This is a genomic window from Shinella granuli (assembly GCF_004341885.1).
GTDB lineage: Bacteria > Pseudomonadota > Alphaproteobacteria > Rhizobiales > Rhizobiaceae > Shinella > Shinella granuli.
The window spans coordinates 320506-334933 of sequence record NZ_SLVX01000002.1 but is presented as its reverse complement, the minus strand read 5'-3'; the positions used below and the strand labels follow the sequence as shown (position 1 = coordinate 334933).

Annotated in this window: 15 protein-coding genes; 12 read left to right on the top strand and 3 right to left on the bottom strand. The window is 65.9% G+C overall.

Annotated features, from left to right (window positions below; all coding sequences use genetic code 11):
* Positions 1-17 precede the first annotated feature (17 nt).
* On the bottom strand, positions 18-2198 hold the full coding sequence (locus tag EV665_RS04800; protein WP_162852973.1) for a molybdopterin-containing oxidoreductase family protein: 2181 nt from the start codon (positions 2196-2198) through the stop codon (positions 18-20).
* Between the two features lie 45 nt (positions 2199-2243).
* On the opposite strand from EV665_RS04800, the gene EV665_RS04795 reads away from it, so the two are divergent.
* The 3 genes from EV665_RS04795 (at position 2244) to EV665_RS04785 (ending at position 4615) form a co-directional block, all read left to right on the top strand.
* Positions 2244-3104 (top strand): 23S rRNA (adenine(2030)-N(6))-methyltransferase RlmJ, encoded by an 861-nt coding sequence (locus EV665_RS04795; protein ID WP_133033270.1) that lies wholly within the window; start codon positions 2244-2246, stop codon positions 3102-3104.
* A 77-nt stretch (positions 3105-3181) separates the two neighbouring features.
* Entirely contained in the window at positions 3182-3910 is a 729-nt protein-coding gene (locus EV665_RS04790; RefSeq protein ID WP_133033269.1) for a ribonuclease T2 family protein, read from the top strand.
* Between the two features lie 111 nt (positions 3911-4021).
* The gene (locus tag EV665_RS04785) at positions 4022-4615 is read left to right on the top strand and encodes a glutathione S-transferase (RefSeq protein WP_245507648.1); all 594 of its coding nucleotides are present in this window, start codon (positions 4022-4024) and stop codon (positions 4613-4615) included.
* A 225-nt stretch (positions 4616-4840) separates the two neighbouring features.
* On the opposite strand, the gene EV665_RS04780 is transcribed toward EV665_RS04785, so the two are convergent.
* Positions 4841-5482, bottom strand: coding sequence for an outer membrane protein (locus tag EV665_RS04780; protein WP_064329684.1), 642 nt, complete (start codon positions 5480-5482; stop codon positions 4841-4843).
* A gap of 358 nt (positions 5483-5840) precedes the next feature.
* Between EV665_RS04780 and EV665_RS04775 the strand changes: the two genes are divergently transcribed.
* From EV665_RS04775 to EV665_RS04750, 6 genes are all read left to right on the top strand, one after another.
* Complete coding sequence (locus EV665_RS04775; RefSeq protein ID WP_133033267.1) at positions 5841-6605, top strand: SDR family oxidoreductase; 765 nt, start codon at positions 5841-5843, stop codon at positions 6603-6605.
* The gene (uvrC, locus tag EV665_RS04770; RefSeq protein ID WP_064329682.1) at positions 6602-8656 is read left to right on the top strand and encodes an excinuclease ABC subunit UvrC; all 2055 of its coding nucleotides are present in this window, start codon (positions 6602-6604) and stop codon (positions 8654-8656) included. Before EV665_RS04775 ends, uvrC begins: the two co-directional genes overlap by 4 nt.
* A gap of 67 nt (positions 8657-8723) precedes the next feature.
* Positions 8724-9191: a hypothetical protein gene (locus tag EV665_RS04765; protein WP_133033266.1), complete on the top strand. Its 468-nt coding sequence runs from the start codon at positions 8724-8726 to the stop codon at positions 9189-9191.
* A gap of 155 nt (positions 9192-9346) precedes the next feature.
* Positions 9347-9931 carry a CDP-diacylglycerol--glycerol-3-phosphate 3-phosphatidyltransferase gene (gene pgsA, locus EV665_RS04760; protein ID WP_064329680.1) on the top strand — a complete coding sequence of 195 codons (585 nt, stop codon included), beginning with the start codon at positions 9347-9349 and terminating at the stop codon, positions 9929-9931.
* A 1-nt stretch (position 9932) separates the two neighbouring features.
* Positions 9933-10187 carry a molybdopterin converting factor subunit 1 gene (gene moaD, locus EV665_RS04755; protein ID WP_064329679.1) on the top strand — a complete coding sequence of 85 codons (255 nt, stop codon included), beginning with the start codon at positions 9933-9935 and terminating at the stop codon, positions 10185-10187.
* 3 nt (positions 10188-10190) lie between these two features.
* Positions 10191-10655 carry a molybdenum cofactor biosynthesis protein MoaE gene (locus EV665_RS04750; RefSeq protein WP_133033265.1) on the top strand — a complete coding sequence of 155 codons (465 nt, stop codon included), beginning with the start codon at positions 10191-10193 and terminating at the stop codon, positions 10653-10655.
* Between the two features lie 188 nt (positions 10656-10843).
* Here EV665_RS04750 and EV665_RS04745 read toward each other — a convergent pair whose 3' ends face one another.
* The gene (locus EV665_RS04745) at positions 10844-11740 is read right to left on the bottom strand and encodes a branched-chain amino acid ABC transporter permease (protein ID WP_133033264.1); all 897 of its coding nucleotides are present in this window, start codon (positions 11738-11740) and stop codon (positions 10844-10846) included.
* A gap of 118 nt (positions 11741-11858) precedes the next feature.
* Here EV665_RS04745 and EV665_RS04740 point away from each other — a divergent pair, with 118 nt between their 5' ends.
* From EV665_RS04740 to EV665_RS04730, 3 genes are read left to right on the top strand one after another with little or no spacing between them, the layout of a single operon-like run.
* On the top strand, positions 11859-12413 hold the full coding sequence (locus tag EV665_RS04740) for a CGNR zinc finger domain-containing protein (protein WP_133033263.1): 555 nt from the start codon (positions 11859-11861) through the stop codon (positions 12411-12413).
* On the top strand, positions 12410-12916 hold the full coding sequence (locus tag EV665_RS04735) for a hypothetical protein (RefSeq protein ID WP_064329675.1): 507 nt from the start codon (positions 12410-12412) through the stop codon (positions 12914-12916). Before EV665_RS04740 ends, EV665_RS04735 begins: the two co-directional genes overlap by 4 nt.
* 58 nt (positions 12917-12974) lie before the next feature.
* Positions 12975-14384 (top strand): hypothetical protein, encoded by a 1410-nt coding sequence (locus EV665_RS04730; protein ID WP_133033262.1) that lies wholly within the window; start codon positions 12975-12977, stop codon positions 14382-14384.
* The last annotated feature ends 44 nt before the right edge of the window (positions 14385-14428 follow it).

Below are 14428 nucleotides of genomic sequence, written 5' to 3'. Positions count from 1 at the left end.
AATCCTTGCGTGACGATTCAGGCCTTGCGCAGCCAGACGCGATTGTCGTGAAAGGCGGCACCGCCATAGGGCGCGACCGGATCAGCGCCGGTCAGGACATTGATGCCCTCCCCGTCGAGATGGGCGGAATTCGGCCAGATGCCCTCGGCGATCAGGACGCCGGGCTTCACGCCGTCGGTGACCTTGGCATGCAGGCGGATCTCGCCGCGGGGATTGCCGAGCTGCACGATATCGCCGTCCGCGACGCCGTTCGCCGCCGCGTCCTCGGGATGGATCATCACCTCCGGCCGGCCCTCGCGCTCACGGGACCCCTTCGTCTCCGTGAAGGTGGAGTTGAGGAAGGTGCGGGCGGGCGACGTGGCGAGGCGGAAGGGATGATCCGCATCCGGCGTCTCGATGATCGCCACATGATCCGGAAAGGCCGGCAGAGCCTCGTGCGGGCCGAAGGCGCCGAGCACCTTGGGCGGCCGGTTGGGCGCCGGCGTGTTCGTCCAGTTCGGCCGGAAGCGGAATTTGCCATCCGGAAAGCCGAACCCCTTCACGAAATGCGCGGTGTCGAAATCCGGCTGGCAGTCGATCCACTTCTCCTCGCTCAGCCTGTCGAAATCCATCTCGTAATAGGGCAGCATGCGGGTGATGTGCTCGCGCTCGGACAGCCCGAAGCCCGGCATGTCGCCGACGCCGAGGCGCTTGGCCAGTTCCTCGATGACGAAGAGATTGGTGCGCACGGTGGCCGGCGGCTCCACGAGCTTGGGGCCGAGCAGGATGTGCTGGTGGCCGCCGCCGCGGTAGATGTCATCATGCTCGACGAACATGGTGGCGGGCAGCACGATATCGGCGAGCCTTGCCGTATCGGTCATGAAATGCTCGTGCACCGCGACGAAGAGGTCGTCGCGCAGGAAGCCCTGCTTCACCAGGCGCTGCTCCGGCGCCACGTTCGCCGGGTTGGTGTTCTGGATGAGCATGGCGGTGACGGGGCCGCGCCCGCGCAGCGCGACGGCATCGCCCGTGAGGATGCGGCCGATCTGCGACTGGTCGAGCATGCGGATGTCGCTGTCCGCCATCCTTGCGCCCGTCAGCTCTGCCTTGCGCAGGTGGAAGATGTCGGAATTGCTGTGGAAGGCGCCGCCGCCCTCGTACTGCCAGGAGCCGAGCACGGTGGCTACCGAAAGCGCCGCATGCATGGAGACCGCGCCGTTGCGGCTGCGGGTGAAGCCGTAGCCGAGGCGGAAGAAGCTCTTCTTCGTGCGTCCGACCAGGGCGGCGAAGGCCTCGATCTCCGCGACGCCGAGGCCGGTGATGCCGGCCGCCCATTCCGGGTTGCGCGTTGCAAGATGCGCTTCGAGGCCCGCCGGATCGTCGGCAAATCTTTCCATGTAGGCGCGGTCGGCATAGCCGTCGCGGAACGCGACGTGCATGACGGCGCAGGCGAGCGCGGCATCCGTGCCGGGGCGCAGCTTCAGCGCGATGTCCGCCTGCTTCATCGTCGGGTTGTCGTAGATGTCGATGACGACGATCTTCGCGCCGCGCTCCTTGCGTGCCTTCACCGCATGGGTCATGACGTTGACCTGGGTGGAGACCGGATTGGTGCCCCAGATCACCACGCAATCGGATTTCGCCATCTCGCGCGGATCGGGGCCGCGCAGCGTGCCCGCGCCCATGGTGTAGCCGGTCCAGGCCGGATTGGTGCAGATCGAGCCGAAGAAGCCGGAATAGCGCTTGGCATGGCGCAGGCGATCGATGGAATCGCGCTGCACGAGGCCCATCGTGCCGGCGTAATAATAGGGCCAGACCGCCTCGCTGCCATGGGCCTGCTCGGCCTTGACGAAGCTTTCGGCAATGGCGTCGAGCGCGGCTTCCCAGGAGATGTCGGCCCATTCGCCGCCGCCCTTCCCGCCCCTGCGCACCAGCGGCTTCATCAGCCGATCGGGATGGTAGAGGCGGTCGGCATAGCGGGCGACCTTGGCGCAGATGACGCCGGCCGTGTAGCTGTTGTCGGCGCTGCCCTTGACGCGGCCGATGCGTCCGTCCGCGCTTATCTCGACATCGAGGGCGCAGGTGGAGGGACAGTCATGCGGACAGGCCGAATGGCCGATGCGCGGTTTTCCGAGATGGGGGGTCGCAACGTTCATGGCTTTTCTATATTGCAGAGCACGAAGTGCCAAAAGGCAAATCATTCTACCATTGCAACAATTCATCGTCGCATCAGCGCGGATGATCGTGGGCGTCGCACGGGGCCTGAAATGAACTACCGCCACATCTATCATGCCGGCAATTTCGCAGACGTGCTGAAACATGCCGTGCTCGCCCGCCTCGTCCTCTACATGCAGGGCAAGGACAAGGCCTTTCGCGTGCTCGACACCCATGCCGGCATCGGGCTCTACGACCTTTCGAGCGAGGAAGCGCAGAAGACGGGCGAATGGCGCGACGGCATCGGCCGGCTCCTCGACGGCGACCTGCCGGCCCCGGTGGCCGATATCCTCGCCCCCTACCTGAAGGCGGTTCAGGACCTCAATCCGCAAGGCGGGCTGACCTGGTATCCCGGCTCGCCGAAACTGGCGCGCCTGCTCTTCCGTCCGCAGGACCGGCTCTCCGCCATGGAACTGCACCCGGACGACTACGAGACGCTGCACCGGCTGTTCGACGGCGACTTCCAGAGCCGCATCACCAGGCTCGACGGCTGGCTGTCGCTCGGCGCGCACCTGCCGCCGAAGGAAAAACGCGGCATCGTGCTGGTCGATCCGCCCTTCGAGATCGAGGGCGAATACGAGCGGCTGGTGGAGGGGCTGGAAAAGGCCGTGCGGCGCTTTTCCGGCGGGGTCTATTGCCTGTGGTATCCGCTGAAGAAGAACGCCCCCGTCGCCGCCTTCCACAAGGCGCTGAAGGAGACGGGCATTCCCAAGATGCTCTGCGCGGAGCTTTCGGTGAAGAGCGACCGCGAGACGACGGGGCTGACGGGCTCCGGCCTCATCGTCGTCAATCCGCCCTATACGCTGAAGCAGGAGCTCGACGTGCTGCTGCCCTTCCTCAAGGAGCGGCTGGCGCAGGACCGCTTCGCCTCGGCCCGCGCCTTCTGGCTCGCGGGGGAAGCGAAGGCCTCTTGACCTTTGCCGTCCGGCGGCAACAATCGCCCGCCGAACCGGGAGACCTTCATGACGCCATTCCTCGCAGCCGCCGAACGATGAGCCGGCTGCCTTCCTTCACCTTCGCCCGCCCCCTCTGTCTGCTGCTCGCCGGGCTCGCGCTGCCTGCCGGCTGCAGCGAGGACAAGCCGGCCGAAAAGCCGAAGACGGAGGCGAGCCGCACGGCGCCGGAGACGCGCGGGGCGGTGCCGCTCGGCAAGGGGTTCGATTTCTACGTGTTGTCGCTCTCCTGGTCGCCGACCTGGTGCGCGGACAACGACGCCGGCGGGCGGACGCAGCAGTGCCGGCGCGGCGAAAACAACGGCTTCATCGTGCACGGGCTCTGGCCGCAGAACGAGCGCGGCTATCCGGAATTCTGCCCGACGCGCCAGCCGGACCGCGTGCCGGAGAATCTCGGCCGCACCGTGCTCGACATCATTCCCTCCATGGGGCTGGTCGGCCATCAATGGCGCAAGCACGGCTCCTGCTCGGGCCTCAGCCAGAAGGACTATTTTGCCGTGACGCGCGCGGCCTTCGAACGCATCGACATTCCCGCCGACCTCACGCCGCAGCGCGGCGGTGCCCGGCTTTCCCCCGATGCGGTGGAAGCGGCCTTCATCGCCGCCAATCCCGGCCTCGACCGCGGGGGCATCGCGGTCACCTGCGAGGGCGGCCGGCTGGAGGAGGTCCGCATCTGCATGACGACGGCGCTTTCCTTCCGCACCTGCCCTGCCGTCGACCGCGCCGGCTGCCGTGCCGGATCCATCGAACAACCGCCCATTCGCTAGGGCGTTTCCGCTTTCTTCGAATCGCGAAAGCGCTCTAACTCTCATTCAACGCAATTGCGGACGCTAAACCGCTTCGCCCTTTTGCCGGAATTGCCCCAGAACAGGATGCCGCTGATGAAGATCTTCTATTCAAGTGCCTCGCCCTATTCCACCAAGGTGCGCATGGCCGCGCATTTCGCCGGCCTCGACGCGCAGCCGGTGGCGACCGACACCAATGCCGACCCGGCGGAGCTGCTGGTCGCCAACCCGCTCGGCAAGATCCCGACGCTGGTGACCGACGAGGGCCTTGCCGTCTACGACAGCCGCGCGATCATGACCTATATCGACCGCCAGACGAAGGGCACGCTCTATCCGCGCAATGCGGCAAAGCGCACGGAGGTGGACGTGCTGGAGGCGACCGCCGACGGCATCTGCGACAGCCTGCTCGCCATCGTCTACGAACGCCGCTTCCGGCCGGAGGAGAAGATCCACCAGCCCTGGATCGACCGGCAGTGGCAGAAGGTCGAGCGCGCGCTCGACCATCTCGAAGCCAACATGCCCCGCCTCGGCAGGAAGCCGCATGCCGGCCACTTCGCCCTTGCCGCGATGCTGCGCTACATCGAACTGCGCTTTGCCGGCAAATGGCAGCGCGGCCGGCCCAGGCTGAAGCGCTTCCTCTCCCGCTTCGAGGCGGTTTTCCCGGATTACGCGCAGTTCAAGGATTGAGACGAGCAGGAAGGCCGGGCCTACCGCACCGCCTCGACTTTAAGGAGGTCCGCCTTTCCTCCCCACCGTCATGGTCGGGCCTGACCCGACCATCCACGCTCCGCGCACGCCGGTGGAGCCTCGGCTCAAGGCCGAGGATGACGTCGGGGGTGGTTGGGGTCTTTAAGACACAGAAAAGGCCGGGCTTTCCGCCCGGCCTTTCCCTCTTCTAAAAAGCCGTTCGGCTTAGAACTTCACGCCGAGACCGACGCGGACGCTGTGGTCTTCGAAGCCGGACTTCACCTTGTCGCCGCCGAGGTTGAAGCTCTTCTTCTGGTAGTCGCTGTAACGGTATTCGATACGCGCCGTGACGTTGTTGGTCACGAAGGCTTCGGCACCGGCACCGGCGGTCCAGCCGACCATGTTGCGGTCGTCCTTGCCGTTGGCGTTCTTCATCTCGACATTGGTGCCGGCAATACCGGCCGTGCCGTAGACGAGGACCGGGTTCAGGTCGATACCGACGCGGCCGCGGACCGAGCCGTTGACGCCCTGCTTGCCCTTGAGGCCGTTGCGCTCGGCGTCGACGCCCGAGTAGTTCAGGTCCGCTTCGCCGCCGTAGACGAGCTGGCCGTTCTGCATGTTGTAGCCGCCGTAGACGCCGCCGCCGAGGCCGTTCGCCTTGGCATCGCCCTGGCGGTTGAAGTCGCCGCGCTGCCAGCTTGCCGTACCACCGGCATAGGCACCGGCCCAGTTGCCGCTGGCAACCGGCTCGGAATATTCAGCGGCCGGAGCCTGCGGGATATCGTCGATGGCATCGGCAGCGTGAGCAGCCTGGAAAGCGACCATGGAGACGGTCGAAGCGATGAGGGTGGCGATGAGTGTACGCATGATATTCTCCTTTACTGAACGACGCCCTCTGTGGGAGGCGATCGGGCATCGTCATTTCCAATTCAGTCCCGCCCGGTTGAGCGGAAATTGAATAAAGATTGAGGAATTGAAAGAGCCAAAATGTGAAATGATTGTGGCAGCGACACGGCACAAATTTGATGTGACTTTTGCGCACCAGGCGATTTATTAACCATAAAATCAGTAAGTACAAAAATCGGTAAAATATACTTCAAATTACTTTGAAGTCGCTTTTGCAGTTAATTTTTCTGCAACCAATTGTCATGGGGGAGTTTAAGCCTGCGCCGGGATGTCTATATCTTGGGCCGGTTAATCAAATGAATAGGCAGGACGGAATTTCGTGAACAAGCCCCCCAGGACGGCCCTCGTGACGGGCGGCGCGAAACGCATCGGCAAGGCCATAGTCGAAGACCTCGTGGCGCACGGTTTCGCCGTCGCCATCCATGCCAACACATCCCTGGAAGACGCCGAGGCGATGGCCCGCGCCTTCAATGCCGGCGGCGGAAGGGCCGTCGCCGTGCAATGCGACCTTGCGGACGGGGCGGCCACAAGCCGGCTGATCGGCACGGCGGCGGACGCCCTCGGCCCCATCGGCCTCCTCGTCAACAACGCCTCGCTCTTCAAGCCCGACACGGTGGAGGCCTTCGACGATGCGCTGTGGGACCGGCATTTCGCCGTGCATGTGAAGGCGCCGTCGATCCTCGCGCGCGATTTCGTGCGCCAGCTTCCCGAGGGCGCACCGGGCTCGATCGTCAACATCATCGACCAGCGCGTCTGGAACCCGACACCGCGCTACTACTCCTACACGCTCTCCAAATCGGCGCTGTGGATGGCGACCCGCACCATGGCGCAGAGCTTTGCCCCGCGCGTGCGCGTCAATGCCATCGGCCCCGGCCCGTCGCTGCCGAACGAGCGGCAGGACGATGCCGCCTTCCAGGCGCAGGTGGAGGGCCTGATCCTGCGCCGCGGGCCTGGTCTCGACGAATTCGGCCGCACAGTTCGCTTTTTGTTCGACACGCCATCCATTACCGGGCAAATGATAGCGCTCGACGGCGGGCAGCATCTCGCCTGGGAAACACCCGATGTCGGGGGAATAGCCGAATGAATGGCCGGAAGGTGGAGGATGGCGGCATCCTCTATGACGAGAACGAGACGGACGACGAGGACGAGCTGCAGGAATCTCCCGCAGCGACCGCCGCCGTCGCGCCCGGCGTCGCCACTCCGGGAATCGACTGGAACGAGGGCGGCGACGTGCCGGAGGGCATCATCGGCGCCGAGCTGATCCAGCTCTTCGTCAAGCGCCTGCCGAACAGCCCCGGCGTCTACCGCATGTTCAACGCGGCGGGCGACGTGCTCTATGTCGGCAAGGCGCGCAGCCTGAAGAAGCGCGTGACGAACTATGCGCAGGGCCGCGGCCACTCCAACCGCATCACGCAGATGATCCGCCAGACGGCGAACATGGAGTTCGTCACCACGCGCACCGAGACCGAGGCGCTGCTGCTGGAGGCGAACCTCATCAAGCGCCTGCGCCCGCGCTTCAACGTGCTCCTGCGCGACGACAAGTCCTTCCCCTACATCCTCGTGACGGGCGACACGCGCGCGCCGGCGATCTTCAAGCATCGCGGCGCGCGCAGCCGCAAGGGCGACTATTTCGGCCCCTTCGCCTCGGCCGGCGCGGTGGGCCGCACAATCAATTCGCTGCAGCGCGCCTTCCTCCTGCGCACCTGCACCGACAGCGTCTTCGAGACGCGCACGCGGCCATGCCTGCTCTACCAGATCAAGCGCTGTTCCGGCCCCTGCACCCACGAGATCCGCGATGCGGACTATGCGGAGCTGGTGCAGGAGGCGAAGGATTTCCTCTCGGGAAAAAGCCAGAAGGTGAAGGCGCACATGGCCGCGGCCATGAACGACGCGGCGGAAAACCTCGATTTCGAGCGCGCCGCCGTCTATCGCGACCGGCTGGCGGCGCTCAGCCATGTCCAGAGCCACCAGGGCATCAACCCGGCGGGCGTGGAGGAGGCGGATGTCTTCGCCATCCACCACGAGGGCGGCATCTCCTGCATCCAGGTCTTCTTCTTCCGCACCGGGCAAAACTGGGGCAACCGCGCCTATTTCCCGAAGGCCGACCCGCAGCTTTCCGGCAGCGAGGTGCTGAATGCCTTCCTCGCCCAGTTCTACGACGACAAGCCCTGTCCCCGGCAGATCCTGCTTTCGGAGGCCGTGGAGGAAATGGACCTGCTCAGCCAGGCGCTTTCCGAGCGCTCGAACTACAAGGTCGCCATCTCCGTGCCGCAGCGCGGCGAGAAGAAGGACCTCGTCGACCATGTCGTCGCCAATGCCCGCGAGGCGCATGGCCGCAAGCTGGCGGAGACGGCCTCGCAATCGCGCCTGCTGGACGGTTTCGCCGCCACCTTCAAGCTGCCTTACGTGCCGCGCCGCATCGAGATCTACGACAACTCCCACATCATGGGCACCAATGCCGTCGGCGGCATGGTGGTGGCGGGGCCGGAAGGCTTCGTGAAGGGGCAGTACCGCAAGTTCAACATCAAATCGACCGACATCACGCCCGGCGACGACTTCGGCATGATGAAGGAAGTGATGACCCGGCGCTTCTCGCGCCTCATCAAGGAAGAGGGCCTGCCGGACCGCAGTGCTGCAGACCAGAGCGCGGACGCGGCGGACCTCCCCTTCCCCGCCTGGCCCGACGTCATCCTCATCGACGGCGGCCAGGGCCAGATGACGGCGGTGCGCGCCATCCTCGAAGAGCTCGGCATCACCGACCAGGTCATCGCCATCGGCGTCGCCAAGGGCGCCGACCGCGAGGCGGGACGCGAGCGCTTCTTCATGAAGGGCCTTGCGGATTTCTCCCTGCCGCCGCGCGATCCCGTGCTCTATTTCGTGCAGCGTCTGCGCGACGAGGCGCACCGCTTCGCCATCGGCTCGCACCGGGCGCGGCGCAAGAAGGAGATGGTGAAGAACCCGCTCGACGAGATCGCCGGTGTCGGCCCAACGCGCAAGCGCGCCCTGCTGCAGCATTTCGGCACCGCCAAGGCCGTCTCCCGCGCGGCGATGGCCGACCTGATGGCGGTCGCCGGCATTTCGGAAAGCGTCGCCCGCATCGTCTACAACCATTTCCACGACGACGCGGCGGGATAGCTGGCCCGGCCTGCCGGCGGGTGCTAGGGTGCCCATACGGCATTCCTTCACCTAGGAAAGAGGCGCCATGACCGTCTTCCGCAAGATCGTGCCCTTCGGCCTCTGCCTTGTCGCAACAGCCGCCGCTGCACAGACGCAGGTCGGCGATGCGCAGATGCTGGGCGTCAGCGGAACCTGCGCCGAGCTCGTTGTCGGCGACCTGCGGTTCAGCGAGGCCTGCTCGCAAAAGCTGCTCAACGTCACCTATCCGAACGGCCGCGTCGGCTTCTATTTCGTGCTCGACGACGGCCGGATCGTCACCTTCACCGGCATGGACGGCGACAATCCGACGCCGGATACGGACGTCATCAACCTCGACAAGGTGATCGTCAGCCGCAAGGACACGCCGGACCAGCCGGATGTCTTTCCGGCAACGGGCACCTGCGGTTTCGGCAATCCGGTGAAGGGGCCGGCCACGATTGCCTGCGAGGGCACTCTGTCGGACGGCAAGCGCTTTTCCGCCGCCTTCACGACGGACGGCAAGCCGCCGACATGAGCGCGCCGGCCCCGCAGAATCCGCGGCGTTTTCCGCGAATGGCTGCGACATTCGCCCACGCTCCGTAAATTCGCCAAGAATTGCCGGAAACAAAGGTTGACGGCGCTGTCACAAAGACCTCATCTAGCCGCAAACCTGTCGAGACTGAAGAATCCATGGCTTCCCGCGCATACAGCATCCCGAACCTCCTCACCTACGGCCGTATCGTGGCCGTTCCGCTGATCGTTCTCTGCTTCTTCGTCGAAGGGCGGCTGGAATCGTCGGACTTTGCGCGCTGGGCGGCCTTCTGGCTGTTCGTCGTCGCCTCGATCACCGACTATCTCGATGGTTACCTCGCCCGTATCTGGAACCAGACGTCGAATATCGGCCGCATGCTCGACCCGATCGCCGACAAGCTGCTGGTCGCCTCGGTGCTGCTCCTGATGGCCGCGGACGGCACCATCGCCGGCTGGACGATCTGGGCCGCGATCATCATCCTGTGCCGCGAGATCCTCGTCTCGGGCCTGCGCGAATATCTCGCCGACCTCAAGGTCAGCGTGCCCGTCACACGCATCGCCAAGTGGAAGACGGCGATCCAGATGCTCGCCATCGCCTTCCTGCTGGCCGGCCCCGCCGGCGACAAGATCCTGCCCTACACGACCGAGATCGGCATCACCCTGCTCTGGGCCGCCGCGCTCATCACCATGTATACCGGCTACGACTATTTCCGCGTCGGCCTGAAGCACATCGTGGACGAGTAAGATGACGAAGCTCGTCTATTTCGCCTGGGTGCGCGAACGGATCGGTAAGGGCGAGGAGGAAATCGACCTGCCCGCCTCCGTCAGGACCGGCGGCGACCTGCTCGCCTATCTGAAGACGCTCGGCGAGGACTATGCCCACGCGCTGGAGCATGAAAAGGTCATCCGCATCGCGATCAACCAGGAGCATGTCGAGCACGACGAGCCCATTCTCGGCGCCCGCGAGATCGCCCTCTTCCCGCCGATGACGGGAGGCTGAGCGATGACCGGCGCCCCGGTCATCGTGCGTGTCCAGACGGAGGATTTCGACGCCGCCGCGGAAGCCGCCCGCCTTGCCGCCGGGCGGCGCGATGCCGGTGCCGTCGTCACCTTCACCGGCCTGTGCCGTGACGAGGGCGGCAGGCTTTCCGCGCTGGAGCTCGAACATTATCCCGGCATGGCCGAGGCCGAGATCGGCCGCATCTGCCGCAAGGCCGTGGAGCGCTTCTCGCTTCTCGGCATTACCGCCATCCATCGTGTCGGCAAGATCGCGCCGGGCGAGAACATCGTGCTCGTCATCGCGCTCGCCCCGCACCGCCACGCCGCCTTCGACGGCGCCTCCTTCGTCATGGACTACCTGAAGACCTCCGCCCCCTTCTGGAAGAAGGAGCATTTCGCCGACGGCCGCGAGGGCGGCTGGGTGGATGCCAAGGAAAGCGACGACCGGGCGCGGGAGGCGTGGTCGTAGCGGAATTGCCGGCCATGGTCTGCCATGTCGCGTGGATCCTCGGGTCGAGCCCGAGGATGACGCCAGAAGGAAGGACATACAGACCAGCCACGTTGCCTTTTTCCGCACCGTTTGACGGTCGGGCAACCTCTTCTCCTCTCCGTCATCCTCGAGCTCGACCCGAGGATCCATGCGACACGGCACGCCATCTACGGCACCGGCCGCTCGCGCCGGAAAATCACCAGCAGCAGGACCAGCGCGGAAAAGATCACCAGGTCGCGCCATAAAAAATCGCCATAGGCGCTCCACAGCGTCTCCGCGAGACCCATGGCCGCGCCGCCGAGGGCGGAGAGCAGCGGCGTGCCGGCCCCGCCGATGGCGGCGATGAACAGCACCTTCACCCCGAAGACGAGGCCGCCGCCGAAATCCATGTTGCCGTAGTAGGAGACGGCGAGGATGCCGGTGAGGCTGGCGATCAGCGCCGCCAGCGCATAGGCCGAAAGGTAGACTCCCGCGGCGTCGACGCCGCAGAGCGCCGCCGCCTGCCGGTCCTCAGAGACCGCCCGCCAGCGCCGGCCCCAGGCGGAGCGGGCGAGGAAGAGATGGCCGGCAAGGACGATGGCGGCCATGGCGGCGGTGTTTGCCAGTTGCAGCACCGTCAGCGCGACGGGAAAGGCCGGATCGCCCCACAGCACGACCGGCGTGTTGAGGAAGGGCGGCAGCCAGAGGCTGCGCGTGTCCGCGGCGAGCCGCGCCGTCTCCATCAGCACCAGCACGACGCCGAGCGCGGCGACCACCACCGTATTGTCCGAGGAGAAGGCGAGCGGGCGCATGACATGGCGCCCGACGACGAGGCCGGCGCCGACGCCGTAGAGCAGCGCCACGACCGCGCCGAAGCCGAGCGCGGCGGGCAGCACCAGCCAGAGCCGGTCCCAGCCGTAACCGGAAAAAAGGATGAACATCTGCGCGGCGAAGGCGAAGAGCGCGCCATAGGCGACATCCGCCCGGCGCGTCACGGCAAAGGCGATCGAATAGCCGAAGGCGAGTGCCGCATAGAGCGCGGCGACGGGCGCGGCATTGGCGATCTGCTGGAGGAAATAGGCCATGGCGGTTCCGGGCTTTCCCGCATTGTCACACACGCCTCCCGGGAAGCCACTGCCTGCCCTCCTGGAACCGTGCCGAAATTATAACTGGCAAAAAGACTTTTACCAGTTAGAATATCGCATGACCTTTTCCTGGACCCCGCATCGTTTCTCCGGCGGCGCGCTCGCCCTCGATGTCGCCAATTCCGTGGTGCTGCGCGGCGATCCCGATCGGCGGATCGACCGTTTCGCCGATCCCGCCATCATGGATGCCTTCCCCGCCGGGGCGGACCGGCACGGGGCGGAGCATGCGCGTTTCGGCCCGCTCGAGGCGGTGAGCGAGGAGGGACGCGCGGGGCTGATCGCGCTGCGCGAGGCGATCGACCGGCATTTTCGCGCCGAGGTGCGGGGCCATGGCACGCCGGCGCTGCTTGCCGACCTCCTGGAGGCCATCGCCACCACGCTGCGCCGTTCGGGCAACCGGCCGCGGGCGCTCGATACCGCGACGGCGCGCTCCGCCCTCCTGCTGCTGGCACATCCGGAGCCGGAACGGCTGAAGATCTGCCCGAACTGCCACTGGCTCTTCCTCGACCGCAGCCGCAACCGCTCGCGCGCCTGGTGCGACATGGCCGTCTGCGGCAACCGGGCAAAGGCCAGCCGCCATTACCATCGCAACCGCGAGGAGAGAGGGCCATGAGAACATCCCGGCTGATCCTGCTGCCGCTCCTGCTGTCCCTTGCCGCCTGCCAGCGCGAGACGGGACCGGATCCGCTCAAGCTGACGGGCAAGATGTTCGTCTTCAACTACCGCCTCGCCTATGCCACCTATATGGTGACGCTCGACCGCACGGAGCCGGTGCCGGAAGGCTCCGTGGTGCGGGCCGAGTTCGAGAACCCGGCGGGCGGCGCGCCGCTAACGCTGGAGCGCAAGCTGTTCGCCAATCTCACCCGCGTCGCGCTGGAAAGCCCGGACATTTCCTGCGTGAGGAAGGGCGTGCCCTACAAGGTGGCCATCCGGGTCGTCGGGCCGGACGGCGCGGTGCTGCAGAGCCTGGAAACCCAGGTCACCTCCAATGTCGACCAGAGCATCCTGCCGGCAAAGGCCCTGGTCGTCGGCCCCGGCTACGACAAGAATCCGGAGGTGTTCAAGGACGGCAAGGCGCCCGAACGTTTCGAAACGGCGGCGTGCCCCGCCAGTTGACGAATATTCGCCATGGATCGCGCGTTCCATCCAAAGCTGCTCCCGGAGGATCGGACAGATGCGATTCCTGCCTGCCTTGGCTTTCGGCCTTTCCGTGCTCTCCCCTGCGGCCTACGCCGAGGAGGCAGCGACCTGTCCGGCAAAGCCCGTAATCCTTGCCTTCTCGGATACGGTGCTGGCGGACCGGGAGAAACTGCCGCGCTTGAAGGCGCGCGGTTTCGGGGCGGAAGCGGCCTATCTGAAGATGCGCTACGGCGGGCTTTCCATGGACGAGGCCGCAGCCCTCGCCCATGGACTGCGCGATGCCGGCGTGCGCGAGGCGATCGATCTTGCCGGCGCCATCGACGCGACGCGCGACGGGTTCGACACGCTGGGCGATGCCGATCCGGTTCAGTTGAACGGGCTGATTTCCACCGTGCGGGCAATCCTGCTGCATGGGGATGGCGAGAAATTGCTGGCCGCGATCGCCAGCCTGCCGCCGGAACGGCAAGTCTCGCTCAGCGGGCGGATCGTGCCCGCCATCGCGGACCGGCCCGATGAGGAGAAGGCCAAACTCGCCGCATCGGCGGGCCGCCACAAGCTGTTCTTCCTTCAGGCAGGGCTCGTTGCGAGCCAGCGCGACCCGAATGCCTGGCCGGTTTTCGTTGCCGGCTTTCCCGACACGACCAGGCTCGCGGACCTGACGCGGCTCTGGAGCTGGGCGCCGGCGCTCGTCGGCAACCCGGCCCTGCCGCGGCTTCCGGTGCCCGACGCCGCGGCCCAAGCGACGCAGAAAAGCCTGCACACCGTCTGGCTCGCGGCGGCGAAGGAGCCGGAACGCGATTTCCTGATGACCTATGTGAACCAGACCGGCGATATCGCCTCGACAGCAAAGGCGGCAGAGGCGGTTCTGGCCGAGATCACGGCCGGGCGGATCACGCCGGAGGGTCTTCTTGATCCGGCATGGCTGGTGGCCTACAGGGCTCTTCGTGCCGCAGGGCCCAATCCCGCCGTGGTCGACACGACGCTCGAAATCATGTCCATCAATACGCGCCGTGTCGTGCCCCCGACCAGCAATGTCTCGATACGGGACCTCATCGACCGGGCCGTGGCGATCGACGCGCTCGCTCCCTACCTCGCCGGCAAATCCGATGTCCTTCCGGACAGGCCGACGGACATCAGCCCGAAATTCCAGGCGGAATGGCCATTGTGGGTGGAGCTTTCCAGATCCCTGAAATCCGTGCCGCTGACGCCGCTCGCGAAGGACCCGCTCAAGGCGCCGGTCATTGCGGAACTGCTGTTTGCCGCGGGCGACCATGCGCGCCTTGCCGATTTCGTCCTTGCCGTCGAGCCGACCGAAACGAAGCTTGCCATCGCCACGGATTTCGCAATGCGCCTCGATCGCGGCTGCCAGAGCCATATGCATCACCCGGCCGAAGCGCTGCTGCTGGCCGGCCAGCCGATCTTCAAGTTCGATCCGGCCCAATGAAAAACCGGAGCCTTTCGGCCCCGGTTTCCAAATCCTGTCAAAGG

Excerpts from the sequence above, each read along its gene's own strand:
- pgsA (WP_064329680.1), top strand. The coding sequence starts at position 9,347 with ATGGCTTCCCGCGCATACAGCATCCCGAACCTCCTCACCTACGGCCGT.
- EV665_RS04765 (WP_133033266.1), top strand. The coding sequence starts at position 8,724 with ATGACCGTCTTCCGCAAGATCGTGCCCTTCGGCCTCTGCCTTGTCGCA.
- EV665_RS04790 (WP_133033269.1), top strand. The coding sequence starts at position 3,182 with ATGAGCCGGCTGCCTTCCTTCACCTTCGCCCGCCCCCTCTGTCTGCTG.
- EV665_RS04750 (WP_133033265.1), top strand. The coding sequence starts at position 10,191 with ATGACCGGCGCCCCGGTCATCGTGCGTGTCCAGACGGAGGATTTCGAC.
- EV665_RS04780 (WP_064329684.1), bottom strand. The coding sequence starts at position 5,482 with ATGCGTACACTCATCGCCACCCTCATCGCTTCGACCGTCTCCATGGTC.
- moaD (WP_064329679.1), top strand. The coding sequence starts at position 9,933 with ATGACGAAGCTCGTCTATTTCGCCTGGGTGCGCGAACGGATCGGTAAG.
- EV665_RS04800 (WP_162852973.1), bottom strand. The coding sequence starts at position 2,198 with ATGAATTGTTGCAATGGTAGAATGATTTGCCTTTTGGCACTTCGTGCT.
- uvrC (WP_064329682.1), top strand. The coding sequence starts at position 6,602 with ATGAATGGCCGGAAGGTGGAGGATGGCGGCATCCTCTATGACGAGAAC.
- EV665_RS04735 (WP_064329675.1), top strand. The coding sequence starts at position 12,410 with ATGAGAACATCCCGGCTGATCCTGCTGCCGCTCCTGCTGTCCCTTGCC.
- EV665_RS04740 (WP_133033263.1), top strand. The coding sequence starts at position 11,859 with ATGACCTTTTCCTGGACCCCGCATCGTTTCTCCGGCGGCGCGCTCGCC.
- EV665_RS04730 (WP_133033262.1), top strand. The coding sequence starts at position 12,975 with ATGCGATTCCTGCCTGCCTTGGCTTTCGGCCTTTCCGTGCTCTCCCCT.
- EV665_RS04795 (WP_133033270.1), top strand. The coding sequence starts at position 2,244 with ATGAACTACCGCCACATCTATCATGCCGGCAATTTCGCAGACGTGCTG.
- EV665_RS04745 (WP_133033264.1), bottom strand. The coding sequence starts at position 11,740 with ATGGCCTATTTCCTCCAGCAGATCGCCAATGCCGCGCCCGTCGCCGCG.